Annotated in this window: 26 protein-coding genes and 1 other annotated feature; all 26 genes read left to right on the forward strand. The window is 36.2% G+C overall.

Annotated elements, in window-relative coordinates:
* Positions 1–12: 12 nt before the first annotated feature.
* Positions 13–843 carry a bifunctional DNA-formamidopyrimidine glycosylase/DNA-(apurinic or apyrimidinic site) lyase gene (gene mutM, locus PT281_RS07375; RefSeq protein ID WP_277153379.1) on the forward strand — a complete coding sequence of 277 codons (831 nt, stop codon included), beginning with the start codon at positions 13–15 and terminating at the stop codon, positions 841–843.
* Positions 840–1,454 (forward strand): dephospho-CoA kinase, encoded by a 615-nt coding sequence (gene coaE, locus PT281_RS07380; protein WP_277153381.1) that lies wholly within the window; start codon positions 840–842, stop codon positions 1,452–1,454. The genes mutM and coaE overlap by 4 nt, the downstream gene beginning before the upstream one ends.
* Positions 1,441–1,920, forward strand: a complete 480-nt coding sequence (gene nrdR, locus PT281_RS07385) for a transcriptional regulator NrdR (protein ID WP_277153383.1) — start codon at positions 1,441–1,443, stop codon at positions 1,918–1,920. Before coaE ends, nrdR begins: the two co-directional genes overlap by 14 nt.
* Complete coding sequence (locus PT281_RS07390; protein ID WP_277153385.1) at positions 1,913–3,262, forward strand: DnaD domain protein; 1,350 nt, start codon at positions 1,913–1,915, stop codon at positions 3,260–3,262. The genes nrdR and PT281_RS07390 overlap by 8 nt, the downstream gene beginning before the upstream one ends.
* 10 nt (positions 3,263–3,272) lie before the next feature.
* Positions 3,273–4,172 (forward strand): primosomal protein DnaI, encoded by a 900-nt coding sequence (gene dnaI / locus PT281_RS07395; RefSeq protein ID WP_277153387.1) that lies wholly within the window; start codon positions 3,273–3,275, stop codon positions 4,170–4,172.
* A 123-nt stretch (positions 4,173–4,295) separates the two neighbouring features.
* Positions 4,296–5,867, forward strand: a complete 1,572-nt coding sequence (locus PT281_RS07400) for a type I restriction-modification system subunit M (RefSeq protein ID WP_277153389.1) — start codon at positions 4,296–4,298, stop codon at positions 5,865–5,867.
* Between the two features lie 18 nt (positions 5,868–5,885).
* The gene (locus PT281_RS07405; RefSeq protein ID WP_277153391.1) at positions 5,886–7,712 is read left to right on the forward strand and encodes a restriction endonuclease subunit S; all 1,827 of its coding nucleotides are present in this window, start codon (positions 5,886–5,888) and stop codon (positions 7,710–7,712) included.
* 18 nt (positions 7,713–7,730) lie between these two features.
* Positions 7,731–8,870 carry an AAA family ATPase gene (locus PT281_RS07410; protein WP_277153393.1) on the forward strand — a complete coding sequence of 380 codons (1,140 nt, stop codon included), beginning with the start codon at positions 7,731–7,733 and terminating at the stop codon, positions 8,868–8,870.
* On the forward strand, positions 8,863–11,901 hold the full coding sequence (locus PT281_RS07415; protein ID WP_277153395.1) for a type I restriction endonuclease subunit R: 3,039 nt from the start codon (positions 8,863–8,865) through the stop codon (positions 11,899–11,901). Before PT281_RS07410 ends, PT281_RS07415 begins: the two co-directional genes overlap by 8 nt.
* A 287-nt stretch (positions 11,902–12,188) precedes the next feature.
* Positions 12,189–14,120, forward strand: a complete 1,932-nt coding sequence (gene thrS / locus PT281_RS07420; RefSeq protein WP_277153397.1) for a threonine--tRNA ligase — start codon at positions 12,189–12,191, stop codon at positions 14,118–14,120.
* Positions 14,121–14,303: 183 nt separating this feature from the next.
* Positions 14,304–15,041 (forward strand): amino acid ABC transporter ATP-binding protein, encoded by a 738-nt coding sequence (locus PT281_RS07425; RefSeq protein ID WP_277153399.1) that lies wholly within the window; start codon positions 14,304–14,306, stop codon positions 15,039–15,041.
* A gap of 12 nt (positions 15,042–15,053) precedes the next feature.
* The gene (locus PT281_RS07430) at positions 15,054–15,869 is read left to right on the forward strand and encodes a transporter substrate-binding domain-containing protein (protein WP_277153401.1); all 816 of its coding nucleotides are present in this window, start codon (positions 15,054–15,056) and stop codon (positions 15,867–15,869) included.
* A complete protein-coding gene (locus PT281_RS07435; RefSeq protein ID WP_277153403.1) occupies positions 15,866–16,504 on the forward strand; it encodes an amino acid ABC transporter permease in 639 nt (212 codons plus the stop codon). The genes PT281_RS07430 and PT281_RS07435 overlap by 4 nt, the downstream gene beginning before the upstream one ends.
* A 13-nt stretch (positions 16,505–16,517) precedes the next feature.
* A complete protein-coding gene (locus PT281_RS07440) occupies positions 16,518–17,171 on the forward strand; it encodes an amino acid ABC transporter permease (RefSeq protein WP_277153407.1) in 654 nt (217 codons plus the stop codon).
* A 129-nt stretch (positions 17,172–17,300) separates the two neighbouring features.
* Positions 17,301–17,412, forward strand: a sequence feature (ribosomal protein L20 leader region).
* 23 nt (positions 17,413–17,435) lie between these two features.
* Positions 17,436–17,960 (forward strand): translation initiation factor IF-3, encoded by a 525-nt coding sequence (gene infC, locus PT281_RS07445; protein WP_277131516.1) that lies wholly within the window; start codon positions 17,436–17,438, stop codon positions 17,958–17,960.
* A gap of 28 nt (positions 17,961–17,988) precedes the next feature.
* Entirely contained in the window at positions 17,989–18,189 is a 201-nt protein-coding gene (gene rpmI / locus PT281_RS07450) for a 50S ribosomal protein L35 (protein WP_122018520.1), read from the forward strand.
* 44 nt (positions 18,190–18,233) lie between these two features.
* The gene (gene rplT / locus PT281_RS07455) at positions 18,234–18,590 is read left to right on the forward strand and encodes a 50S ribosomal protein L20 (protein WP_277131488.1); all 357 of its coding nucleotides are present in this window, start codon (positions 18,234–18,236) and stop codon (positions 18,588–18,590) included.
* A 106-nt stretch (positions 18,591–18,696) separates the two neighbouring features.
* Positions 18,697–19,221: a YqeG family HAD IIIA-type phosphatase gene (locus tag PT281_RS07460; protein ID WP_277131491.1), complete on the forward strand. Its 525-nt coding sequence runs from the start codon at positions 18,697–18,699 to the stop codon at positions 19,219–19,221.
* Positions 19,214–20,326, forward strand: a complete 1,113-nt coding sequence (gene yqeH, locus PT281_RS07465; protein WP_277153409.1) for a ribosome biogenesis GTPase YqeH — start codon at positions 19,214–19,216, stop codon at positions 20,324–20,326. The genes PT281_RS07460 and yqeH overlap by 8 nt, the downstream gene beginning before the upstream one ends.
* A gap of 9 nt (positions 20,327–20,335) precedes the next feature.
* Positions 20,336–20,974, forward strand: a complete 639-nt coding sequence (locus PT281_RS07470; RefSeq protein WP_277153411.1) for a nicotinate-nucleotide adenylyltransferase — start codon at positions 20,336–20,338, stop codon at positions 20,972–20,974.
* Complete coding sequence (gene yqeK / locus PT281_RS07475; protein ID WP_277153413.1) at positions 20,967–21,566, forward strand: bis(5'-nucleosyl)-tetraphosphatase (symmetrical) YqeK; 600 nt, start codon at positions 20,967–20,969, stop codon at positions 21,564–21,566. Before PT281_RS07470 ends, yqeK begins: the two co-directional genes overlap by 8 nt.
* Positions 21,567–21,576: 10 nt before the next feature.
* Positions 21,577–21,924 (forward strand): ribosome silencing factor, encoded by a 348-nt coding sequence (gene rsfS, locus PT281_RS07480; RefSeq protein WP_277142441.1) that lies wholly within the window; start codon positions 21,577–21,579, stop codon positions 21,922–21,924.
* Positions 21,925–21,930: 6 nt separating this feature from the next.
* Positions 21,931–23,085, forward strand: a complete 1,155-nt coding sequence (locus PT281_RS07485; protein WP_277153415.1) for a nucleotidyltransferase — start codon at positions 21,931–21,933, stop codon at positions 23,083–23,085.
* A gap of 2 nt (positions 23,086–23,087) precedes the next feature.
* Complete coding sequence (locus tag PT281_RS07490; protein ID WP_277153418.1) at positions 23,088–23,648, forward strand: DUF177 domain-containing protein; 561 nt, start codon at positions 23,088–23,090, stop codon at positions 23,646–23,648.
* Between the two features lie 154 nt (positions 23,649–23,802).
* A complete protein-coding gene (locus PT281_RS07495; RefSeq protein WP_277131508.1) occupies positions 23,803–24,516 on the forward strand; it encodes a response regulator transcription factor in 714 nt (237 codons plus the stop codon).
* A complete protein-coding gene (locus PT281_RS07500; RefSeq protein ID WP_277153420.1) occupies positions 24,494–26,056 on the forward strand; it encodes a HAMP domain-containing histidine kinase in 1,563 nt (520 codons plus the stop codon). The genes PT281_RS07495 and PT281_RS07500 overlap by 23 nt, the downstream gene beginning before the upstream one ends.
* Positions 26,057–26,748 lie beyond the last annotated feature (692 nt).

Genomic DNA, 26,748 nt, shown 5'->3' on the forward strand with positions numbered 1-26,748 from the left:
GGAGATAAATTAATGCCAGAAATGCCGGAAGTCGAAACAGTGCGCCGCACGTTGCTTCCCTTAATTAAAGGAAAAACAATTAAAGAGGTCACCTTGTGGTATCCTAAAATTATCGCCAGCGACCATGATGAGTTTGTTAAACAAGTTACGGGACAGAAAGTTTTAACCATTGACCGTTATGCTAAATACTTGTTAATTCGCTTAAGTGGCGATTTAACGATTGTGTCGCACTTGCGTATGGAAGGTAAATATCGGCTGACAACAATTGCCGCACCTAAGGATAAGCACGATCACGTGCAGTTTACTTTCACTGATGATACAGCTTTGCGCTATAATGACGTGCGTAAATTTGGCCGCATGCAGCTAGTTGCAACGGGAACAGAAAAGATTGTCACTGGAATTAGTAAACTTGGTTTTGAACCTAATTCTACCGAGTTTACGGTGGAATTTTTAGCAGCAGGACTTAGCCGCAAGAAGAAAAATATCAAGAGTACCTTGCTTGACCAAAGTATTGTTGCCGGGTTAGGCAATATCTATGTTGACGAGGTCTTGTGGCAAACGAAAATTCACCCGTTAAGTGTTGCTAGTCAAATTCCTAGGGAAAAAGTGGCAGAACTGCATGACAATATTAACGCACTAATTACCTTAGCGATTGCCAAACGTGGTACTACTGTGCATACTTATCTTGATGCTAATGGTGAAACCGGCGGCTTTCAAAAAATGTTGCGGGTCTATGGTCATCAGGGTGAACCGTGCGCGCGCTGTGGCAATTCACTTGAAAAGATCAAGGTTAATGGTCGGGGGACGACTTTTTGTCCTGAGTGCCAGGTGGTTTACAAATGACACTAGTGTTGGGCTTAACAGGTGGAATTGCCAGCGGTAAAAGTACCGCCGATGCCTTTTTTAAAAAGCAGCAATTGCCGATTATTGATAGCGACCTAATTGCTCATGATATTTTGAATGTTGGCGAAGCTGGTTATCATCAAGTTGTCCAGCAATTTGGCAGCAAGTTTTTAAATTCAGACCAAACGCTTGATCGTCACAGGCTTGGCGAAGTGGTGTTCAGTAACCCTAAGCAATTGAGTATCTTGAATAAAATTACCCACCCGTTGATTTTTGAAATAATTCAGACTAAAATTACGCAAAATAAACAAGCTAATGAAGAGCTGGTTATTCTGGATGCGCCAGTTTTATTTGAATCGGGCGCACAGAAATATTGCGACAAGACATTGCTAATTACAGTTCCTGAAAAAACGCAGATTAAGCGACTGATAACGCGTGATGGCTTAACGCGTAAGGCGGCACTGAATCGGATTAACAGCCAAATGCCACTTGCACAAAAAATCGAGTTGGCCGACTATGTAATTACAAATACTGGTACAATAAAAGAGTTAGAGGTCCAATTGGCCCAGTTGCTACTTAAATTAAAAGGAGAGAAGAATGGAATGTCCTAATTGTCGGCAAAATGCCTCGCGCGTAATTGATTCTCGTCCTAGTGATGAAAATCGGGCAATTCGCCGTAGACGTGAATGTGAAAATTGTGGTTTTCGGTTTACAACCTTTGAACGCATGGAAACTACGCCATTGTTAGTCATTAAAAATGACGGTACAAGAGAGCCATTTAGCCGCAAAAAGATTTTGCATGGTGTGATGGCTGCTGGGCAAAAGCGTCCAATTACTAGTGCTCAATTTGAGCAGCTAGTTGACCACGTTGAAAACAAGGTTAGAAAACAAGGCGTCAGCGAAATTTCATCAAAGAAAATCGGTCAAATTGTCATGGACGAATTGGCTGATATTGACGATGTTGCTTACATTCGATTTGCCTCCATTTACCGCGAATTTAAAGATATGTCCAGTTTTATGAAGACGATGGAAGATATGATTGCTAAACGTGAGGAGAAGGGAACTACTGATGTTTGAGACCGCTAATCCCAAACAACCTTTTTTTATTATTAATCAAGTAACGGTTTTTCCGCAGGATTTGCAAGTTTTAATTAAATTGTACCAACCACTAGTTGGTGCTAGTGGTATTGCTCTTTACTTAACTTTGGTGGCTGATTATGATGCGGCGGCAATTTTGTCTGACAGTAAGGGCATTTACCATCTGCAAGAGCAGCTTGACTGCAGTTTGAAAGAATTGTTCCAAGCACTGCATAAGCTAGAGGCAGTAGGACTTGTTAAAACGCGCATTATTAAGAATGAAATCATGGGGCAAGTGCTGCTGTTTTCTTTAACTTGCGTGCCCACTAGTAGTGAATTTTTTGCGACAGCCTTGCTGGCTAGTTTATTAAAAGAAAAAGTCGGCGTGACAACTTTTCAATCGTTGAGTCATGCTTTTGCTCGGGAAAATAAGCGTAGGGAGAATCAGGTTAACGGCATGCAAAATGCTAAGGATGTTTCCGCATCATTTATGGATGTTTTTCGTTTGCCAGATGAGGAAGCAATTAGTCCCTCGCAAGATGTCCAGCAAGCAGCCCAAGAAAATCAAGCTCAGCCAGCTGCTAAGGCCAGGGTTAACGAGCAAGATACGATTGACTGGCAGTTTATGAAGGAGCAGTTTGAAATTTACCAAATTGCTGCAAGTGAAATTGACAAAAATCAGGCGGCGATTAGGGGAATAATGCGCACTTACGGCTTGTCGGAGCAGGAATTTGTTGACGAAACCTTGCCATGCCTGCATGACAGTTATGAACTTAATATGCCGCAGATTAAGCGAACCATTGCGGAAAATATTCACGCTGAAGGCACGCGCAAAAATTTACAGCAAACACAAGATCAACAAGCTTCAATTCAAGACAATTCTAGTTTGAGCCTGCGTGACCAGCGAATTTTGCAGTTAGCGCAGACGAAGTCACCGGCGCAATTTTTGTACCGCTTGAAGACTGACAAGCATGATTATGTTGATGCCAGTGAATATAAAGTGCTGGATAATCTGTATAATCAAAAAGATATTCCAGCAGAATTACTCAATATCTTGACCTATGCCTGCTTGAACAGTGGACCGTCGGTGTCTTATCGTTTGGCTAATACAATTCTGCATGATTGGCTGCAGCATGGTGTTAAGACAGGCAGTCAGGCTTTGGAATATATGGAGAAGCGTCAGCAGAAGAAGAGTTACTATCCTCGTTATTCGACAAAAACTAAAAAGGTTGAAAAGGGTACCGACTGGAGTAAGCATGATAAGACAGTTCAAACTGATAAGACGGCTAGTGAGTTGAAGGATTTTCTTAAGAATTTAGAGGATCAAACTGGACTTAGGTAGGTATTATACAATGCAACAAATAGGCGATATTTTAAATAAAGTTAATCCTGAAATTAAAGAAAAATATAATTTAAATAAGATTTACCAACAAGTATTAACTGATCCGGATATTCAAAAATTTATTCATGAAAATGAAAATAAAATTACTCAGAAAATGATAAACCAGAGTTTGTCAAATTTATATGAATATTATTCACAACGACATAATCAAGATCCTGTTATAACCGGATATCGGCCTGAATTGTTTTTGAATCATAATGCAATTGATCTGCGATTTGTACCTGATTCAAATAAATTGATTCGAGATCGTGAAAACAATACTAAACTACATTTGAACTTAATCGACTTGCCTGAAAAATTGCGTAAAGTTCATATAAGCGAAATTGATTTGACTAATGAGCGAAAAGGCGTGGTTGACTTAATAATTAAATTTTTATCTAAATATAGACGTAATCCTCATCAGAAGGGACTTTATTTAGAGGGAAATTTTGGAGTAGGTAAGACATACATTTTAGCAGGACTTGCTAATCATGTAGCTGCTATGAACAAGAATGTTGTCTTTTTACATGTACCAACATTTATTGCAAAGTTATCGAGTCATTTTGAAGATAATAGTTTGCAAAATGAAATTGATCGTGTGAGTCAGTGTGATTTATTAATTTTAGATGATATTGGTGCAGAAACTTTGAGTCAATGGTCACGTGATGATGTGTTAGGTGTTATTTTACAAGCGCGTATGGATAATGTTCTGCCAACATTTTTTTCATCTAATATAGATATGGATAAACTTGAAGAACATTTTAAGGTGACTAAAAATGCTGTTGAGCCAGTTAAGGCAGCTCGTTTAATGGAAAGGATAAGAACTTTAGCCAAAGAAGTAGAAATTAAAGGAAAAAATAGAAGAAGATAAAATATAGTTTCAAAGTATTTTTAACCTACCAATTGAGAAAAACTTACTTGGTAGGTATTTTTATTGATTTTTGTTTTATAATTAAAATTATAGATTTACGTATCAAGTGGAGAAATGATAAGAATGACAAATAATAGAGAATCTCAAGAGACAGTTCAACGACAGGAATTACATCGAAAAATTTGGGCAATTGCTGATAATGTTCGTGGAGCAGTAGATGGATGGGATTTTAAACAGTATGTTCTTGGAATTTTGTTTTATCGCTTTATTTCAGAAAATATGACAGAATTTTTTAATTCAGCTGAGCATGAAGCTGGAGATGATGATTTTGATTATACTGAATTATCTGATGAAGAGGCACGAGAGGATTTTGAGCCAGGAACAATTGAAGATAAGGGCTTTTTTATTTTACCTAGTCAATTATTTGCTAATGTTTTAAAAGCTTCAAAAAACAATGAGAATCTAAATACTGATTTGGCTAATATTTTCAAAAGTATAGAAAAAAGTGCTGAAGGTCATCCATCTGAAGATAATATTAATGGCTTATTTGCTGATATTGATACTACTAGTAATAGATTAGGCGGAACTGTTAAAGAAAAAAATGATCGTTTAAGAAAAATTCTTCAAGGTATTGCTAATATTCAATTTGATAATTTTCAAGATAATGATATCGATGCTTTTGGTGATGCTTATGAATACTTAATTTCAAATTACGCTAGTAATGCTGGAAAATCTGGAGGGGAATTTTTTACACCACAAACTGTATCTAAATTGCTTGCTAGAATAGTTACTGATGGTAAAACTGAAATTAATAAAGTATACGATCCAACATGTGGAAGTGGCTCTCTACTACTACAGATGAAAAAACAATTTGATGATCATGTAATTAAAGAGGGGTTTTTTGGTCAAGAAATTAATATGACAAATTACAATATGGCACGCATGAATATGTTTTTACATGATGTCAATTATAGTGATTTTTCAATTAAGCGCGGTGATACGCTTTTGCATCCAATGCATGAAAATGATAAACCATTCGATGCAATTGTTTCTAATCCACCATATTCTCAAAAGTGGCCTGGCAATAATGATCCAACTTTGATTAACGATCCACGTTTTGCACCAGCTGGTAAATTAGCACCAAAGAATTATGCTGATTATGCCTTTATCTTACATTGTCTCAGTTATCTTTCTTCACAAGGATTGGCAGCAATAGTTTGTTTTCCAGGTATTTTTTATCGTAAAGGTGCAGAAAAAACTATTAGACAATACCTGGTTGATAATAACTTTATTGATTGTGTAATTGCTTTACCAGAAAATTTGTTTTTTGGTACAACAATAGCAACTTGTATTATGGTGCTGTCAAAACATAAGAAAGATAATACAACACTTTTCATTGATGCCAGTAAAGAATTTCAAAAAGAAACAAACAATAATATTTTAAATAATGATAATATTACTCATATTGTTCAAGAATTTCGTGAACGTAAAGATATTGATTACTTTGCTAAAAATATTAGTCATGATGAAATTGCTAAAAATGACTACAATATGTCGGTTTCAACTTACGTTGAAAAGGAAGATACACGAGAAAAAATTGATATTGATGTTTTGAATAAGCAAATTGATCAAACTGTTAAAAAGATTGATCAATTAAGAGCTGATATTAACAAAATAGTTAAGGAATTATTGTAAGTAAAGAAGGTGAGGCAAATGTCAAAGATTGATGAATTGCTAAAAGATGAACATGTTGAATGGAAAAAATTGGGAAGTGTTCTAAATTATGAACAACCAACTAAGTATATTGTTAGTTCTACCAACTATGACTCAAGTTATAAAATACCAGTCTTAACTGCAGGTCAAACTTTTATATTAGGATATACAAATGATAAAGACGGAATATATATTGCTTCAAAAGATGAACCGGTAATTATTTTTGATGACTTTACAACTTCTAGTCATTGGGTTGACTTTGACTTTAAGGTCAAATCGTCTGCAATGAAATTACTTAGACCTAAAAATAATGAGATAAATTTGAGATATTGCTATCATTATATAAAAACAATAAGTATAGATATAGCGGAACATAAGCGAATGTGGATTTCCAAATTTTCACAAATAAAGATACCAGTTCCTTCTCTTGAAGTTCAACAAAAAATAGTAGAAATACTTGACAAATTCACAGATTATGTTACTGAATTACAGTCTGAATTACAGTCTGAATTACAGTCTAGACAACAACAATATTCTTATTATAGAGACAAATTATTATCTGAGGAATATTTGACTAAACTCTCTGAAAAGCTTGATAAACTAGGGGGGAAGAAGCAAGAAGTTAATTGGGTTCTTCTTTCTGACGTTGCAAAAATAAAAAATGGAAAAGATTGGAAATCTCTTGGCAAAGGTAAAGTTCCAGTTTATGGCAGTGGTGGAAAAATGAATATTTCGGTTAATAAATCTGCATATTCTAAACCAACTGTATTAATTCCACGAAAAGGTTCAATAGATAATGCTTTTTACCTTGATGAACCTTTTTGGAATGTTGATACTATTTTTTATACTGAAATTGATGAAACTAGAATTATACCAAAGTATTTTTTCTATTTTGTTCAGAGCTTTGATGTATCTCGATTGAGTACTAATCCTACTAGACCTAGTTTAACGCAAACAGATTTAAATAAAATACAGATACCAATACCACCTCTATTGATTCAAAATCAGGTTGTTTCGGTACTAGATAGATTTCAAGATTTGTTGAATAATACAGAAGGATTATTACCAGAAGAAATAGACCAAAGGCAAAAGCAATACGAATATTATCGTGATCAGCTCTTGACATTTGACTTTAATATGATAAGAACGAACGAACGAACGAACGAACGAACGATAACTAATTACTTCTTTGATATTTTAAATGCTGCCGCTAAAGCAGTTGGAATAAGACTAACTGGTGGCGTGGAATGGAAAACATTAGGAGAAATCACTGAAAGAGTTTCAACAGTTAAGTTTGAAAATGACACTAAATCATATTTTTATATTGACTTATCTTCTGTTGATAGACAAAACCATGTAGTAGTAACTGCTTCTTTAGTTAATAGACTAACAGCTCCAAGTAGGGCAAAACAGTTGATTAAGGAACATGATATTCTATTTGGTGGAACTCGCCCAATGTTAAAAAGATTTGCATATGTTAATAAAAAATTTGATGGTCAGATTGCAAGTACAGGATATACAGTACTAAGATGTAATAATTCAAATGTTATTTCTAAATTTATTTATTATCAAATTCAAACAAATAAATTCTTTAATTATATTAAAAATATTCAGAAAGGAACAAGTTATCCATCAGTAACAGATAATCAAGTGAAAAAATATAAAGTGCTAATTCCGACATATACAATTCAAGCCGAAATAGTAAAAGCATTAGATAGATTTAATACTCTAGTTAATAATATATCTGAAGGCTTACCTAAAGAAATTGAATTGAGACAAAAGCAGTATGAATATTATCGGGAACAATTATTTGATTTTAAGAAGTAATAAATTAAGGGAGATGCAATGAAGGATAAAGAGTTTGCTTCGCTAAATGACGTAGCAAAAGATCTCAAAAAAAGTAATAAGAAAGTTACATTATTGTATGCGTTTAATGCAACGGGCAAGACAAGACTTTCTATGAAATTTAAAGATCTTGTAAATGAGACTGATGATAGTGGAGAAGAAGTTAAGCATATTATTTATTTCAATGCATTCACCGAAGATTTATTTTATTGGGATAATGATTTAGAAAATAATTTAGAACGTATTTTAAAAATAAATACTTCTTCAGCTTTTATTACATTGATTAAAAATCAAGGCATGGAGAATAGAATAGCAGAAAAATTTCGTGAATTTGCTTCCTCAAAGATTGAGCCACAAATAAATGTTGAGACTGGTGAAATTACTTTTAGTATTCCAACTGGTGATAATGAAGCGGTTGATAATATTAAAATTTCAAAAGGTGAAGAAAGCATCTTTATTTGGTCAGTTTTTTATGTTTTGTTAGAAACCATTATTTCTGAATTAAATGAAGATAAAGAAGATCGTAGCACTAATGAATTTAATCAAATTCATTATATTTTTATTGATGATCCAATTTCATCTTTAGATGATAATAATGCAATTGATACAGCGATTGACCTAAAAGAATTAATTGTAGGTTCCAGAAATGAAGATTTGCACTTTATTATTTCCACCCATCATGCTCTATTTTATAATGTTTTGTTTAATGAACTTAGGCGTGATCGAAATATTAAAGATAATAAAGTTTCTTTCTTTTCTCTGCAGAAAAAAGAAAATGAAATTGGTTATGTTTTAAATAGTCAAAATGATTCACCTTTTGGTTATCATTTGATTGTAAAAGAAGAAATAGAAAATGCAATTAAAGAAAACCGAATTAAAAAATATCATTTTTTGTTGTTTAGAAATCTTTTAGAAAAAACTGCTACTTATTTAGGTTACAAAAATTGGAGTGAGCTTATAATTGGCGATGATATTTCAGAAGATAATAGGAATGGATACGTTCGTAGAATTAACTTATACAGTCATAGTAAACAGGCAGACCTTGAATATAAAGAATTGCGGCCTGAAGAAAAAAATATGTTAAAACTACTCTTTAATAATTTTATTAAAGAGTTTAAGTGGGAGGTAAAAAATGACTGAATCACATTTGAAATATAAAGTGAAGGTACCAGTTGCAGAATTACCTAACCAAATTATTCTCGCTGAATTTAAACCTAGGGAGCATGTACAAAAGAGTTATCAAACAGAAGCTGAATTAGAAGAAAATTTGCTTATTAGATTACAAGCTCAAGGCTATGAATTCTTATCTGCAAGTTCTTCTGCGGATTTATATGTTAATTTGAAAAAGCAAATTGAAAAGCTAAATAAAGTTGAATTTACGTCAAAAGAATGGCAACGCTTTTTGAATGAATATCTTGATAAGCCCAATGACGGAATGATTGAGAAAACACGTAAAGTCCAGATTGATAGCGTCAAAGATTTTATTTTTGATGATGGTCATTTGAAAAATATCAAAATAATTGATAAAAAGTGTCTTAGTAACAATTATGTACAAGTAGTTCATCAGATTAGCCAAACTGGGACGCATCATAATCGTTATGATGTAACTATTTTAGTTAACGGGCTTCCCTTAGTGCATATTGAGCTAAAAAAGCGTGGCGTCAACCTTCACGAAGCATTTAATCAAATTCATAGATACAGTAAAGAAAGTTTCAATTCAGATAATTCTTTATATAAATATGTTCAGCTTTTTGTCATTTCTAACGGAACATACACAAGATATTTTGCCAATACTACCGCACAGGATAAAAATCATTATGAATTTACATGTGAATGGGCGGATGTTAAAAATCGACCAATTAGAGATTTAGAAGATTTTACAGCTACTTTTTTTGATAAGACTACTTTATTGGAAATAATTACAAAATATTGCGTTTTTAATTCTGATAACAAACTTTTGGTTATGAGACCATATCAAATTGCAGCAACTGAACGAATTTTGTGGAAAATTCGTTCGAGTTATTTATCAGGAAAAGCTGGAACAATTGATGCAGGTGGGTATATTTGGCATACTACGGGTTCTGGTAAAACCCTAACTTCTTTTAAAGTTGCTAGGTTGGTTACTCAATTAGATTACATTGCTAAAGTGTTTTTTGTTGTAGATAGAAAAGATTTAGACTATCAAACAATGAAAGAATATCAAAGTTTTGAAAAAGACAGCGTTAATGGTAGCAAAAATACTAAAGCATTGAAGCAAAATATTGAAAAAGAAGATAATAAAATTGTTGTTACGACAATTCAAAAACTAAATGAGTTTGTAAAAAAGAATCCTAATCATGAAATATATCAGAAGCATTGCGTTTTAATTTATGATGAATGTCATCGTTCACAATTTGGTGAGGCGCAAAAAAATATTAGGAAACATTTTAAATATTATTATCAATTTGGTTTTACAGGAACACCGATTTTCCCTGAAAATGCTGCTGGTGCAGAAACTACAGGTAGCATTTTTGGAGCACAGTTGCATAGTTATATTATTACTGATGCAATTCGCGATAAAAAAGTATTAAAATTTATGGTTGACTACAATGATAGTAGGCCAATTTTTAAATCTGCAGAAATTGAACAAGATGAAAATGAGTTAGCTAAAATAAAAACTAAAAAGTTATTACTGCATCCTGATAGAATTCATGAAATTACTAAATATATTCTCAAAAATTACGATCTCAAAACACACAGAAATGAGCAATATGATATTAAGAGTAAACGCTTGAATGGTTTTACTGCTATGTTTGCTGTACAGAATATTGAAGCTGCAAGGTTATATTATGAAGAATTTAAAAAGCAGCAAAAGAATATACCTGAAGATAAGCGATTGAGAATAGCTACTATTTTTAGTTTTGCAGCTAATGGTGAGCAAGATGCAGTTGGTAGTATTGCCGATGAAAATTTTGATCCTAGTAAACTAAATTATAGTGATAAGGAATTTTTGGATGAAGCGATTAAGGATTACAATAATTTCTTTACTCCTAAAAAAAATTACTCAACTGATGGCAAGTTATTTCAGAATTATTATCAAGATTTATCCAAGGAAGTAAAAAATAGAGAAATAGATTTGTTGATTGTAGTTGGTATGTTTTTGACTGGATTTGATGCACCAACTTTGAATACTCTATTTGTTGACAAAAATCTTAGATATCATGGATTAATTCAAGCTTTTTCTAGAACTAACCGGATTTTAAATAAAGTTAAAACTTTTGGTAACATTGTTTGTTTTCGTGATTTACAAAAACCAACTGAAGATGCAATTAAGATTTTTGGTGATAGTAATAGTGTTAATGTGATTCTTGAGAGAAGTTATCAAGATTATTTAAATGGTTTTGTTGAAGAAGAAACTGGGAAAGTTGTTAAAGGATATAAAGACCTATGTAATGAAATGATTGACAAGTTTCCTGAACCAACAAAAATTGAAACAGATTCTGATAAAAAGGAATTCGTCCAATTGTTTGGGGAAATTTTGAAATCTGATAATATTTTAAAAAATTATGATTCATATCAAGATTTTGATCAAATTATTTCTGATAGACAATTACAGGATATGAAGAGTACATACGCGGATATTCGCGAAGAGGTTTTGGAAGAGAAGCACAATAAAGCTGCTAGTGATACATCTTCAAAAATTGATTATTCTGATATTGAATTTCAAGTTGATTTATTGAAGACAGATGAAATTAATCTTGATTACATTTTAAAATTAATTTTTGAAAAGTCTAAAAAGAACAAAGATATTGGTTCGTTAAAAGTTGAGGTAAAGCGAATTATCCGGTCAAGTCTAGGTATTCGTGCTAAGGAGGATTTGATTTTGGGTTTTATCAATCATACTGATTTATCCAAATTTGAAAATTCTTCTGAAATTCTTGATTCATTTTATTCTTTTGCTAAAAAACAAAGAAAAGAAAATGTACAAAAACTGATACAAGATGAACATTTAAAGGAAGGTGCGAATAACTTTATTGGAGATTCCATTGACAAGGGTTATGTTAATTATAATGGCTCTGAACTTGATAATATTTTACCTCCAGTTTCACGTAGACATGGTGCTCGTGAAGCAAAAAAACAGAGTATTTTAAGGAAAATACAAAAAATAGTAGAGGTCTTTTCAGAAACATAATATAAGTTTTCTATTAAAAAGTTCTTGCATTTAAATGTCGTTTGCGTATAATTAAGTGCAACGAATGAACATGATGTTACTCAACTCAGAGAGAAGGACGTTTTTCTGGAAGTCTTTCATGAGCAAGACCCCACTCATTCTACTAATAAAGGTTTTAACAAAGGCTGGATTCCATTATCAATCTTAAGAGAGGGTTAGAGGTACTCTAATCTATTTGGGTGGAACCGCGTTAATATACGTCCCAGTGCTTAATTGCACTGGGGCTTTTTTTGTTTATGGAGGTAAACATGAGTTTTTCAATTACTTTGCCTGATGGGTCAAAACGTGACTATGACCAAGCTATTTCAATTGCCGATTTGGCACATGATATTTCGACCTCACTTGGTAAGGCTGCCTTGGCTGGAAAAGTTAACGGCGAATTAAAGCCAGTTGATTACGAATTAAATGATGATGCAGAAGTAGCAATCATTACTGATAAAGATGAAGACGGTTTGAACGTTTTACGTGCAACTGTTGCCTTTGTTTTTGAAGCAGTAGCTAAGAAGGCTTATCCAGAATTGCGGTTGGGTGAACACGCTGCTGATCGTGATGGCTTTTTCGTTGATACTGATAAAGAAAACCAAATCAAAATTGGTGAATTGCCACAATTAGAAAAGGCTATCCAAAAGGCAGTCAAGAGTGGTGCCAAGATTGAACAAGTAGAGATGTCCAAGAGCGAATTAGAAAACATTTTTAAAGATGACAAGTTCAAGCTTGAATTGTTAAAGGCTGAAGGCGACACCGTTGAAGCATATAAGTTAGGTGACTTCGTTGACTTAGGTTTTAGTGCACTTTTGCCAAATACCGGTAAAATTAAGCAATTTAAGTTGCTCAGTGTTGCTGGTGCTTATTGGCAAGGTCAATCTTCTAATCCAATGCTGCAACGGATTTCTGGAACTGCCTTTTTCAAGAAGGCTGATCTTGATGCTGATATTAAGCGTCGCGAAGAAATTAAGGAACGCGATCACCGGACAATCGGTCGTGACCTTGACTTATTCTTCGTTGACCCGAAGGTTGGTGCAGGTCTTCCTTACTGGATGCCAAAGGGTGCCACTATTCGCCGCGTGATTGAACGCTACATCATTGATAAAGAAGTTGCTCGTGGTTACCAACACGTTTACACACCAGTATTGATGAACTTGGATGCTTATAAGACTTCTGGTCACTGGGCACACTACCGTGATGACATGTTCCCACCAATGGACATGGGTGATGGTGAAATGCTTGAATTAAGACCAATGAATTGTCCATCACATATTCAAATTTACAAGCACCATATTCGTTCATACCGTGAATTACCAGTACGGATTGCCGAACTGGGGATGATGCACAGATATGAAAAGTCAGGTGCTTTGTCAGGTTTGCAACGAGTTCGGGAAATGACTTTGAATGATGGTCACACCTTCGTTACTTTGGACCAAGTCAAAGATGAATTTGCGAGAACTTTGCAATTAATCATGGATGTTTACAAGGACTTTGACATTACTGACTACTACTTCCGTTTGTCATACCGTGATCCAAAGAATACTGAAAAGTACTTTGCTAATGATGACATGTGGGAAAGAAGTCAATCAATGCTTAAAGGTGCTATGGATGACATGGGTCTTGACTATGTTGAAGCAGAAGGCGAAGCAGCATTCTATGGTCCTAAGCTTGATATTCAAACTAAGACAGCTTTGGGCAGCGATGAAACCATGTCGACCATTCAACTTGACTTCATGTTGCCAGAACAATTTGATTTAACTTACATTGGTCAAGATGGCGAAGAACATCGTCCAGTTATGATTCACCGCGGAATTGTTGGTACGATGGAACGGTTCATTGCTTATCTAATTGAAATTTACAAGGGTGCTTTCCCAACTTGGCTGGCTCCAGTTCAAGTAGAAATTATCCCAGTTAACCTTGATGCTCATGGCGATTATGCTAAGAAGGTTCGCGACGAATTAAATAAGCGTGGTTTCAGAGCAGAAGTTGATTTCAGAAATGAAAAATTAGGTTACAAGATTCGTGAAGCTCAAACCCAAAAAGTTCCTTACACGCTTGTTTTGGGTGATAAGGAAATGGCAGATAATGGTGTCAACGTTCGTCCTTACGGTACTGACAAAGAAATTGCTAAGAGCTTAGACGAATTCATTAAAGAAATTGAGGCTGATGTTAAGTCATATTCACGCGAAAAATAACCAAGAATAAGTAAGAATTAGAAAACATATTATTAATTTCGGCACTTTTAAATTTAAAAAATCTGTTGGTATTGTCTGTCGAGTTACAAATGTAGTGTAGACGATTGGCCTTACTGGATTTTAGCTAGCTGAGTGTTCAATTTGATACTTAAATTTTCTACTAATATTAATGAGGAGAAATTTATGTCGATGATCGAATTCCGCAATGTGCAGAAATTTTATGGTAAGTTTCATGCTTTACACGATATTAATCTAAAAATTGATCGGGGAGAAACCGTTGTTTTAATTGGTCCCTCCGGTTCTGGTAAAAGTACGTTAATTCGGACAATTAACCAGTTAGAATCGATTGAAGGTGGGCAATTAATCGTTAATAACCGCGATTTGTCAGACCCTAAGACTGACACCAATCTTTTGCGCCGCGATGTTGGAATGGTTTTTCAGCATTTTAATCTTTACGCGAATAAAAATGTTTTGGAAAACATTATGTTAGCACCGCGAATTGTAAGCCGTATGCCAGAAGCTGAAAATAAGCAGCGGGCACTAGAATTACTAAAAATGGTTGGCTTAGCTGATAAGGCAGAGAACATGCCGTGCCAACTATCCGGCGGGCAAAAGCAACGGGTTGCAATTGCCCGGTCACTAGCAATGCGCCCTAAATTACTACTCTTTGACGAACCAACATCAGCACTTGATCCAGAGATGATTGATGAAGTATTGCAGGTTATCAAAAAAGTCACAACAGATAGTGACATGACTTCATTAATCGTGACGCATGAAATGGGCTTTGCTAAAGAAGTAGCTAACCGCGTAATTTTTATGGATCAAGGTCACATTATCGAAGATGATGCCAGCCGAGACTTTTTCCAGCAGCCACAAACTGAACGTGCACAACAATTTTTAAGTAAAATTATTGCGCATTAAGGAGTGACCATCATGAAAAAGAAATTTTGGTTAATTCCGGTTCTGTTTTGTATGTTGTTTTTATCTGGCTGCCGGCAAAAGGTTGCCGATCAGGCAGTTTTGAAAAATGCGCAAAGCTCTAAGACAATTACTTGGGGTGTCGAAGCAGATATGAAACTCTTTAGTTTGATTGACGTGCGTGACGATGTCCATAAGGGGTTCGAAATTGACCTTGCCAAAGCAATTACTAAGCAGATTTTAGGACCGAGCGGTCAAGCTAAGTTTGTGACCGCAACAGCTCAATCTCGGATTCCGCTGCTCAAAAATGGTAATGTGGATGCGGTAATTGCCACAATGTCGATCACTCCTGAGCGTAAAAAAGTAATTGATTTTTCTAATTCGTATTTCGATGCGGGCGAGTCCTTGCTTGTGCCAGTTCGTTCGAGCATTAAAAACGTGCATGATTTGAATGGGAAAACCGTTATCGGAATTGTTGGTGATAATTCTTCTGAAGTAGTTAAAAAGTTTGCTCCCAAGGCAAAAGTAATTGGGATGCAAAACTATGGTCAAGCTGTAAGTGCTTTGAAATCGCATCAAGGTGATGCCTTGGTGTCAGATAATGGGGTACTTTATGGCTTGGCAGTTGAAAATCCTAGTCTAGTTGTAACTGGTGGCACTTTTACCAAAGAACCGTATGGCATTGCCATTAATAAGCAGCAAAAGCCGTTTGAACGGGCGGTTAATCGTGCAATTACCCAGCTGCAGCATAGTGGGGAATACAATCACTTGATTAAAAAATGGTTTGGTCAAGTTCCTGGATTTAACTACAAGGAGATGTATCAACAATGATTAATATCTTTACCCATTTTGGTAGTCAACTTGTAGTTGGTCTGGGTTGGACTTTATTGTGCAGCTTGATTACCCTAGTTTTTAGTTCAATCATTGGAACTGTACTTGCGCTTTTGCAAATGTTGCCGAGTAAATTAGTTCATTTGTTGTGCCGAATCTATATTGAAGTCTTTCGTAATATTCCGTTGTTAGTCATTGTAATGTTCTTATACTTGATTATTCCGTTATATTTCTTTAAAATTAACGGCTTCACTGCCGGAACAATCGGCTTGACGCTCTACACGTCGGCATTTATTGCCGAAATTATCCGTTCTGGAATCCAGTCGGTTGAAGCGGGGCAGCTGGAAGGCGCCCGCTCAACAGGGATGACTTACTGGCAGGCAATGCGTTATGTGGTTTTGCCGCAAGCTTTTAAAATCGTTATTCCATCTCTTGGCAATCAATTTGTCAATTTGATTAAGGATTCTTCTATTTTGGCCTTTGTGGCTGGGTTTGATTTGCTTTATCAAGCCAATGCGATTGCATCAAAGACATTTGATACAATCAATAGTTATTTGGTGGTTGGTATATTGTACTTGCTTTTAACAATGCCATTAAGTTACTACATGCATTATTTAGAAAAGAAATTAAGCTAGGAGGGCAAAAACGATGCAAACTTGGACTAATGCTTTTTCGTGGATTAATATTCGCTTTTTATTATTGGGATTAAAGGTTACACTTTTCATTTCCCTAATTGTAATGGTTTTGAGTTTTATTATTGGCTCATTACTGGGAATTTTACGTTTTGCTAAAATCAAGTACGTTTCGGCAACTGTCGGCTTTATTGTTGATATTGTCAGAAACCTGCCGTTATTACTAATTATTTTCTTTACTTATTTTGGTTTACCTAACTTTGGTTTTCGCCCTGATGTTATTCCGGCAGCAATCATTGCGATGACAGTTTTTGAATCTGGGATGATTGCAGAAATTGTGCGTTCAGGAATTCAATCGGTAGCACCCGGACAAATGGAAGGTGCCTGTTCAACGGGAATGAATTTTGCCCAGACAATGTGGCATGTCGTCTTGCCACAGGCATATAAACACATAATCCCAACCCTTGTCAGTCAATTAGTATCACTGATTAAAGATACGTCACTAGCAACAATTATTGTTGTTCCTGAAATGACGCAGCAAGCACAAATTGTTTATGGTCAAAATGCTAACTTTACCTTGCCAATGTTTGTGGCTTTAGCACTACTTTATTTTGTAGTTTGCTTTACTTTGTCGATAGTGGGCAATCTGGTTGGTAAACAGTTAAGCTGATTTTAAATAGAAATGCATTCAGACAATTAGTTTTGATAATTGCTGGATGCATTTTTGTTTGCACATCGAAAAGTTTTAGTCAACTTATTGACAAGAATGTAGCAGTAGTACTATAATTATTTATTAGTTGAGAACAAGAAGAAGCTCCCGCTTCTCGCCTAAGTTAAGTTGACCTCTGGGCTAATCGATATTTTCTGTTGATTATGGGCGGGTAACTTAATACTCGCCCTTTTTCTTGTCCTCAAATTAACACGGAGGTGAAGAATTATACCAAGGAATTTAATATTAAACGATCAAATTCGTTCACGCGAAGTTCGTTTAATTAATGCAGATGGTGATCAAGTTGGTGTAGTAACTAAGACTGAAGCATTACGGCAAGCAAGTGTTGCGAATTTAGATTTAGTTCTAATTTCGCCTAATGCTAAGCCACCAGTTGCCCGCATCATGGACTATGGTAAGTACCGTTTTGAACAACAAAAGAAACTCAAAGAGTCTCGTAAGAAGTCCAAGACTGTCAGCGTTAAAGAAATCCGTTTAAGTCCAACCATTGAAGGTAACGACTTTAACACTAAGTTAAAGCACGCGCAAAAGTTCCTCACTAAAGAGGGTGCTAAGGTTCGTGTTTCGATTCGGTTCAGAGGTCGTGCAATCACCCACAAGGAATTAGGACGTGAAGTGCTGGAGAAGATGGCTGAAGCCACTGCGGATATTGCTACTGTGATTAGCAAACCGAAGATGGAAGGTCGTTCAATGTTCTTAATACTCGCTCCTAAGAGTGACAAAAAGTAAAAATTAGTTAATTTGGAGGAATTGAAAAATGCCTAAAATGAAAACCCACCGCGCTTCTGCAAAGCGTTTTAAGAGAACTGCTTCTGGTGAATTAAAGCGTCATCACGCATTTACTGGTCACCGTTTCCACGGCAAGACTAAGAAGCAACGTCGTCATTTGAGAAAGGCTGCATTAGTTTCACGCAGCGACTTGAAGCGCATCAAACAGATGCTCTCTCAAATGCGTTAATTATCAAGTTAGACGAGAACAACGATATTTAGGAGGAATTTCAGATGCCAAGAGTTAAAGGTGGAACAGTAACACGTAAACGTCGTAAGAAGGTTATGAAGCTTGCCAAGGGTTACCGTGGCGCAAAGCATATGCAATTTAAGGCTGCAAGTACACAATTATTTGTATCTTACAGATATGCATTCCGTGACCGTAGAAGACGTAAGAGCGAATTCAGAAAGTTATGGATTGCCAGAATCAATGCTGCAGCAAGACAAAATGATATTTCATATTCTAAGTTAATGCACGGCTTGAAAGTAGCTGGTGTTGACATTAACCGTAAGATGTTGGCTGACATTGCTTATAACGATTCAAAGACTTTTGCACAATTAGCAGAAACTGCTAAAAAAGCTTTAAATTAATTCAAAAATGGCGCTTATGGCGCCGTTTTTTTATGTCAAAATTTATGACCTTGACGCTATTTTTTGATATATTAGACTAAGAATATGCTAGAAAAGGGGGAGCCAGATGATATTCAGGCCACGTTACACAATTGATACAATCTATCATTTAGATACTGATGTACTCCATGAAATGGATGTTAAGGCAGTGTTCTCGGATTTAGATAACACGCTAATTGCATGGAATGAGTTTGAGACGGCTAAGAAAATGGATCAGCTCAATCGCAGGCTGGCTGCTGCTGGTATTACGCTAGTTGTCATTTCAAATAATAATGCAGCTAGAGTCGGCAAGGTACTTAACCCGTATCATATTGAGTTTGTTGCTAAAGCCAAAAAGCCAATGCCTTTTGCAATTACGAAGAAGCGGCAGGAAATGGGTTTGACTAAGAAGCAGGTCATGATGGTTGGTGACCAGCTAATCACCGATATTCAAGCCGGTAACTTGGCTGGTGTTGAATCAGTACTAGTTAAGCCACTAATTGAGACAGACAAGTGGAATACACGGATTAACCGCTTTTTTGAAAAAATCATCTTTTTCTTTTTAGCAATTTCTCACCGTGTAACTTTTAAGGAGACATTAAAAAATGGATGATATTATTTGTATCGGTTGTGGCGCCAAGCTGCAATCTGATGACCCCAAGGAAGCCGGCTACTTGCCAGCTTCGCGACTTAAAAAGGCACTTGAAAGTGAAGCTGAGGCTAATGATCTTTATTGTCAACGCTGCTTTAGGCTGAGACACTACAATGAAATCATGCCGGTTGATGTTGATAACGATGACTTTTTGGCACTACTCAATTCTCTAGCTGAAAAAAAGGCATTAATAGTTAATGTCGTTGACTTGTTTGACTTTACTAATTCACTCTTATCATCAATGAAACGTTTTGTCGGTGATAATGAATTAATTTTAGTTGGTAATAAGTTTGACTTGTTTCCACTTAATTCACGAGAAAGTAAAATTAAAGATTGGATGCGGCAGGAAGCAAATCGAGTTGGACTGTTTCCAAAGAAGATTTTCTTAGTCAGTGCTGCTAAAAAGAAAAACTTAACTGATTTAATTGCTTATTTAGATAAAAAGTCACGCAACGAAGATGTTTATTTTGTTGGGATGACTAACGTTGGCAAATCCACGTTATTAAACGCAATTATTGACCAGATGGGCGACATCAAGAATTTAATTACGACATCGCGTTTCCCAGGGACGACGCTTGACCGAATTGAAATTCCACTGGAAAATGGTCATTTTTTGGTTGATACACCGGGAATTATGTCGGAAAATCAATTGGCAACTCACCTTAATCCGCAAGATTTGGCTGCGATTTCACCGCAAAAGCCGCTTAAACCAGCAACTTATCAATTAAAGCCGGGCAATACCCTCTTTTTGGCGGGTCTAGGACGAATTGATTACTTAAAGGGCGAACCAACCAGCTTTACGGTCTATGTTGCTCGGGACTTGTATGTTCACCGGACAAAGACGGAAAATGCGGATGAATTTTATCAAAAGCATGTGGGGGACTTATTAACTCCTCCGTCAGAGGGTGAGAATTTGCCGGCACTCAAGGGTCAAGAAATGCATACGACTTATAAGAGTGACGTCTTATTTGGCGGAATTGGCTTTATTACGGTTCCAGCTGACTGTTTAGTTAAAATATACACGCCTGATAAGATTGGTTTGGGAATTAGACGCGCGTTAATTTAGAGGCGAAGAATGACGTTTGCAAAAAGTATTGAAAAAAAGCCGATAGTTCAAGTTGAAGAAGAAGAAATTGCGCAAGCTCATGGACTGCAGATTGGGATTATGGGCGGCACTTTTAATCCGGTTCATTTAGCCCATCTGGTAGTTGCTGAGCAGGTTCTGACGAAGCTACATTTAGATGAAATTTGGTTTATTCCAACAAATATTCCGCCGTTGAAAGATAAGCCGACTGTATCTGCGGAAGATCGAGCAAATATGCTAGAATTAGCAACCCAGGACAATCCACGCTTTCGAGTAAAATTATTTGAATTGCTTCGCGGCGGCGTTTCTTATACAGTTGACACGCTGACTTATTTGCATGAAAAAGCACCACAAAATCATTATTATTTGATTATGGGCAGCGATCAGGTTAATAATTTAAGTGAATGGAAAGAGCCACTTAAATTAGCCCAATTGGCAACTTTGGTTGGCATTAGGCGACCAGGCTATGAGCAAAAGCCGCAATTGCCAATGATTTGGGTTGATGTACCAGCAATTGACATCAGCTCAAGCTTAATTAGGCAAACAATCACAATGGGTGGTTCAATTAGATATTTAGTTCCAGAACCAGTACGCGATTATATTCATCGAAAGGGACTGTATTATGACTGATTTATTTTTTGCCAACACTTATTCACCGCTATCAAGTCAGGAAATTATTGCTAAAGAAAAAGCTAACATGGATGCACCACGTTTTGCGCATTGCGTGCGTGTTAGTCAAACAGCGCAAAAATTGGCTCGTCTTAACCATTATGATGAGGATAAGGCGGCTTTAGCCGGTTTTGTTCATGATTATGCTAAGCAGATACCTGTTTCTGAATATCGCGAAGTAATTAAGACTCAGGGCTTTGACCAGGACCTTTTAAATTGGAATCGGGCAATTTGGCACGGAATTGTTGGGACATACTTTATTAAACGTGATTTGCAAATTACTGACAGTGAAATTCTGACAGCAGTTGATCGGCATACAACTGGTGATGTCGAGATGACAACTTTAGATAAGATTGTTTTCATGGCAGACTTTATTGAGCCGGGACGAGATTTTCCGGGTGTCGAAGAAGCGCGTCAGATTACTTTTGCCAATTTGGATGCTGGTGTAGGCTACCAGTTAGCGCACAGCCTCAGCTTTTTAGCTGAAAAGAGAAATAAGATTTATCCCCGCACTTTTAAGGCTTATAACGTGTGGAGTATTAAAGATAATTAAGGAGAAAAATTTGACTAGTAAAGAAATTTTGACTTTTGTATTAAAAGCCATCAGTGACCGTCATGGTGAGGATACAATTGCTTATGACATGCAAGGAATTAGTATTTTGGCTGATTATTATGTTGCAACTAGTGCCGGCTCAAACCGCCAGCTGCACGCGATTGCCAATGCAATTGTTGATGAAGCACACCAGGCTGACTACTATGATTACCGTATTGAAGGGTCAAGTGAGTCTAACTGGCTATTGCTTGATTTAGGAGATGTTGTTGTCAATGTCTTTACCGAAGAAGCGCGCGATTTTTATAATGTTGAAAAATTGTGGTCAGAAGGTAAGCAATTAGAGATAAAGGAAGACTAGCCGACAATGAGTGTAGTGGGGATTATTGCCGAATTTAATCCATTGCACAGTGGCCACGAATTTTTGTTAAATCAGGCACGGCTGCTGGCTGGCAGTAAAGATCCAATTGTGGTTTTAATGTCAGGAAATTATGTTCAACGTGGTGAAATGGCAATTATGGATAAGTGGTCACGGGCGCAGGCTGCTTTAAATAGTGGTGCTGACCTTGTTTTTGAGATGCCTTTTTCTACTTCTGTTGAGCCTGCCGACCTTTTTTCACTGGGAAGTATTAATCAATTAGCCAAATTGGGTGTTAATGATTTGATATTTGGTGTGGAAGATGCAACGCTTAACTTTGCTTATCTTGGCAGCAAAATCGCTGAAATTCCGCCAAATCACATGAATTTTAATGATTATAGCCAAACATATTCAACCCAATATAACGAAATGGTTGCTCGTGAAGTAGGTTATGAAGTCAACCAGCCGAATGCAATTTTGGGATTAGCTTATGCGGTCGCCAATTATAATTTGGGGACGCCGCTCATGTTACATCCAGTTAATCGAATTGGTGCTGGTCATGATGATTTATTGCAGCGAGAAGGTGTGGTTCAGAGTGCCAGTGCAATTCGGAATATTATTTTGCATCAAAAAGCAGGTGCAGAATTGGAACAGTGGCTGCCTAAACAAGAAGTAGCACAACTTTACCAGCAGCCCGTTTATCCTAATTGGAACTTGTTGTTTCCATTTTTGAAGTATCGCCTTGAGTCTTCGTCAGTTGAAGAATTGCGGCAAATATACCAAATGAGTGAGGGGCTTGAATATAAAATGAAGCAAGAAATTCATCGTGCACGTAATTTTACGGAATTCTTGCGCTACATTAAGTCTAAGCGTTATACTTATTCACGCTTGCGTCGACTAAGCTTGTATACTTTATTAAATGTTACTCAAGATGACATGCTTGACAGCTTTAATCATGAATCACTGTTTTTGCTTGGTTATAGCAAGTTGGGTCGCCGTTATCTGAAAAAAATCAGAAAAGGGACAACGACTGACATTATTTCAAAAGTTGACCAGAAAAATACACGTACGGGGTCAATGCATTTACAGTTGCGTGTGGATCGCTTGGTTGAGCAAATTTTGCAAGTTGACCAAAACTTTGGTCGTAGACCGTTGGAGGTTTAAGGATGTTTACGATTAGTTTTTCGCAGGTAGAAAATAACAAATCGCCGCTAATACATATTGAACATGAAGTTACAATGCGGCCGGAATTTTTAGAGCGTAGTCAAAAGTTGCTGTATCAGGCAAAGAATGTTCATTTAGTTGGTGATGCTTTTTATAGCGAGCCATATGTTACCTGTGATTTGCATGTAACAGCTGATCTAGTTGTACCGTCAAGTCGTAGCCTGGAGCCCGTGAACTATCACGAAGATTTTCATTTTAGTGAAAATTATTCTGAGGATCAGGTAGCCAAAGAAGAATTAGAAGCAAGTGAAACACCAATTGTCCAGATTGAGAATGATCAAATTGATTTGCAAACGGCAATTGAGGATAACTTGCTGCTGCATATTCCAACGACGATTTTGACACCTGAAGAAGAAGACCAAGATATTTATCCTGAAGGTCAAGGCTGGGCTGTTATTTCAGAAACTAAATTTGATGAAGGTAAAAAGAATCAGGTTAATCCGGCGTTTGCTAAGCTAAAAGAATTGTTAGACCAAAAGGATAACCAGCAAGATAAAAATTAATAAAATTGAATATTTTAAGATAATTAAGGTTGCGGTAACTTAGGTGCTTAAGCTTGTTTTGTATGCTTTTTTACAGTATTCTTTAGTTATTAAATTAAGTTTAAAAATATTTTAGTTTTTGGTGTGAATAATAATTTTAAAAGGGATGAAAAAGATGGCAAAGATATTAATAATTGAAGATGAGAAAAATTTGGCTCGGTTTGTCGAGCTAGAATTAAAACACGAAAAGTATGAAACAGTTGTTGAAGGTAATGGCCGTAAAGGGTTAGAAACGGCATTAAATGAGGACTTTGATGCTATCTTGCTTGATCTAATGCTGCCAGATTTAAACGGCTTAGAAATTGCCCGGCGGGTTCGTCAAGTGAAGACAACCCCAATCATCATGATGACAGCTCGTGATTCTGTGATTGATCGTGTTTCTGGTCTTGATCATGGTGCTGATGATTACATTGTTAAACCATTCGCAATTGAGGAATTATTAGCTCGTCTACGCGCAGTTTTACGCCGGGTTAAAATTGAAAAAGAAGCTTCTGATGACACAATTGAAAAGAAGGTCATCAAATTTAAGGATATGACAATTGAAACGGCTAACCGCATTGTTCGTCGTGGTGATGGTAAGACCGTTGACTTAACTAAACGGGAATACAACTTGCTTATGACATTAATTAAGAATAAGAACAATGTTGTCAGCCGGGATCAGTTACTTGCTAAGATTTGGGGACCTGGCTCAAATATTGAAACTAATGTTGTGGAAGTCTATGTTCGTTACCTTCGCAATAAGATTGATGTACCAGGTCAACCATCATATATCAAGACCGTTCGTGGTACTGGATATATGGTAAGAGATGAAGATGATGAAAAGAACTAAGCAGCAGGAACAAAATAAGAAGGGGACCAAGCACTCGTCGCTAATTGTACGGTGGGTTAGTATCGTTAGTTTGACGATCATGGTCTCCTTTATTGTATTTTCAGTAATTATTTATACGTTTGTTGGTCAGCAGTCAATTGGTCAGCAGAAGGAAACTTCTAACCAAATGGTTGTGCAGCTGAATGGTAATCTAAGTTCTATTCCGACCGAATTACAAATTGCAAATGTGGTACCTGCACTAACACCTTCTGCTAAAAAGGTCTTACAGGGTGATCCTGTAATCAGCCAGGATGGTCGCTCAACTAATGCTTTTAATGATAATTTATTGTCATCATTGACTAATCCTGATTTGAACGTAGTCGTTTATAATTTGCAGCAGGAAGATGTTTTTGACAATGGTAGTGAAGATATGATTCCGGCATTTAAAAACTTTAAGGGTGAATACAAGCAGGAGCAGACTTTCCGCAATCATCGCCAAGTGCTGATTACATACCAAAAAGTGCGTTCGATTAGGACTGGTAAGTTAACTGGTTATATCGTTGTCCTTAATCGGATGTCGTATTACAATGACCTAATGAAAAATTTGCTCAAATGGATGGTGCGGATTTCAATTATTGCAATTGTATTGTTTACGGCAATTGCCTTTATTATTGTGCTTGATATTGTGAAGCCGATTAAGGAAATGTCCAAGGTAGCACGTGAAGTTAATGATGATCCTAATAGTACTGCACGGATTGCTGATTTTCATCGCCATGATGAGCTCCAGGAATTGGCAGTGTCTTTTAATCAGATGTTGGATCGAATGCAGCGCTATATTGACCAACAAAAGGAGTTTGTCGGGGATGTTTCGCATGAGTTGCGCACACCTGTTGCCGTAATTGAGGGTCATTTGAATATGCTTGAGCGGTGGGGCAAGGATGATCCTGAGATTTTGAATGAATCGATTAAGGCATCACTGCAAGAAGCAAAACGGATGCAGCATTTAATTCAAGAAATGTTGGATTTAACGAGAGCTGAGCAGATTAATGTGCAATATCCTAATGCGGTAACCAAGGTTTCCGAAGTTTTAAATCGAGTTGTCAGCGATATGTCACTGGTTCATCAAGATTTCAATATTAGTCTTGATATGGATGACTTGCCAAAGGATACAGAAATTCAAATTTATCAAGGACATTTAGAGCAATTGCTTGTAATCTTGATTGATAATGGTATTAAGTATTCGACCGATCGCAAGCAGATGAATGTTTCTGCAGGACTTTTGCAAGATGAGGTCAATATTATTGTGCAAGACTTTGGTGAAGGGATTTCTAAGGACGATCAAGCTAAGATTTTTAATCGTTTTTACCGGGTAGATAAGGCTCGTACTCGAGAAAAAGGTGGTAATGGTCTGGGCTTGTCAATTGCGCAGAAGCTGGTTAACAGTTACCATGGTAAAATTAGTGTTGAATCCGTTGAAGGGCAAGGCAGTCAATTTAAAATCATTTTTCCGGCTCTGACTAAGCAGCAGGCAGCTAAACTGCGTAAACGTGATGATAAATAATTGGTAAATGTAACAAAAATTGAATAACATTAAAAGCATTATAGGTTATTACAAGAATTAACTTATAATGCTTTTTATATATTTTTATTTTTTATATATTTTTTAAAATATTTTTCAAAATTTGCCTTATATATAATCACTATATATGTTATTTAACTAAAATTGTACAACTACTTAGCTTTTAGAAATAAATCGCAAGGTAAATGACACCTGTATACAAATATTAATTAACGAATTTGTTATTATTGCGAATGACAATTGTGCACTAATTGCCATTGAATTTATTGAATTAATTATTATAATAGTTACAGTTAGGTCGCTGATATGTGGCTTATAAAAAGTGTTTAGTAAAAGTGATTGTTATCAAAAAAGATAACAGACAATGTAGCTTGTTTATTTTTGCTAGAGGATAAGCAAACTACTTTCTCAGGTCTAATTAGGATTAATGTAAGTTAGTGCTAAATGGGTGACCGTCATGAAATCCGAGTTAACTATTATTAAGTTAGGTGTATAAGATGGTAAATTCAGATCAAAAGAAAAAGTTAGAGAAGGACATAGTAGAGAAGGAGAAGATTGACAAGGCGCGGGTATTTAGACGCAATCTATTAGTTGCAGGTACTGCCGGAATCGGTGGTATTTTAGGTGGTCTATTGAGTTCACCGCAGGTTGCCCATGCGGCAACTAATGTGCCT

Origin of the sequence: Lactobacillus sp. ESL0701 (assembly GCF_029433445.1) — a bacterium.
In the GTDB taxonomy this organism is placed as follows: domain Bacteria; phylum Bacillota; class Bacilli; order Lactobacillales; family Lactobacillaceae; genus Lactobacillus.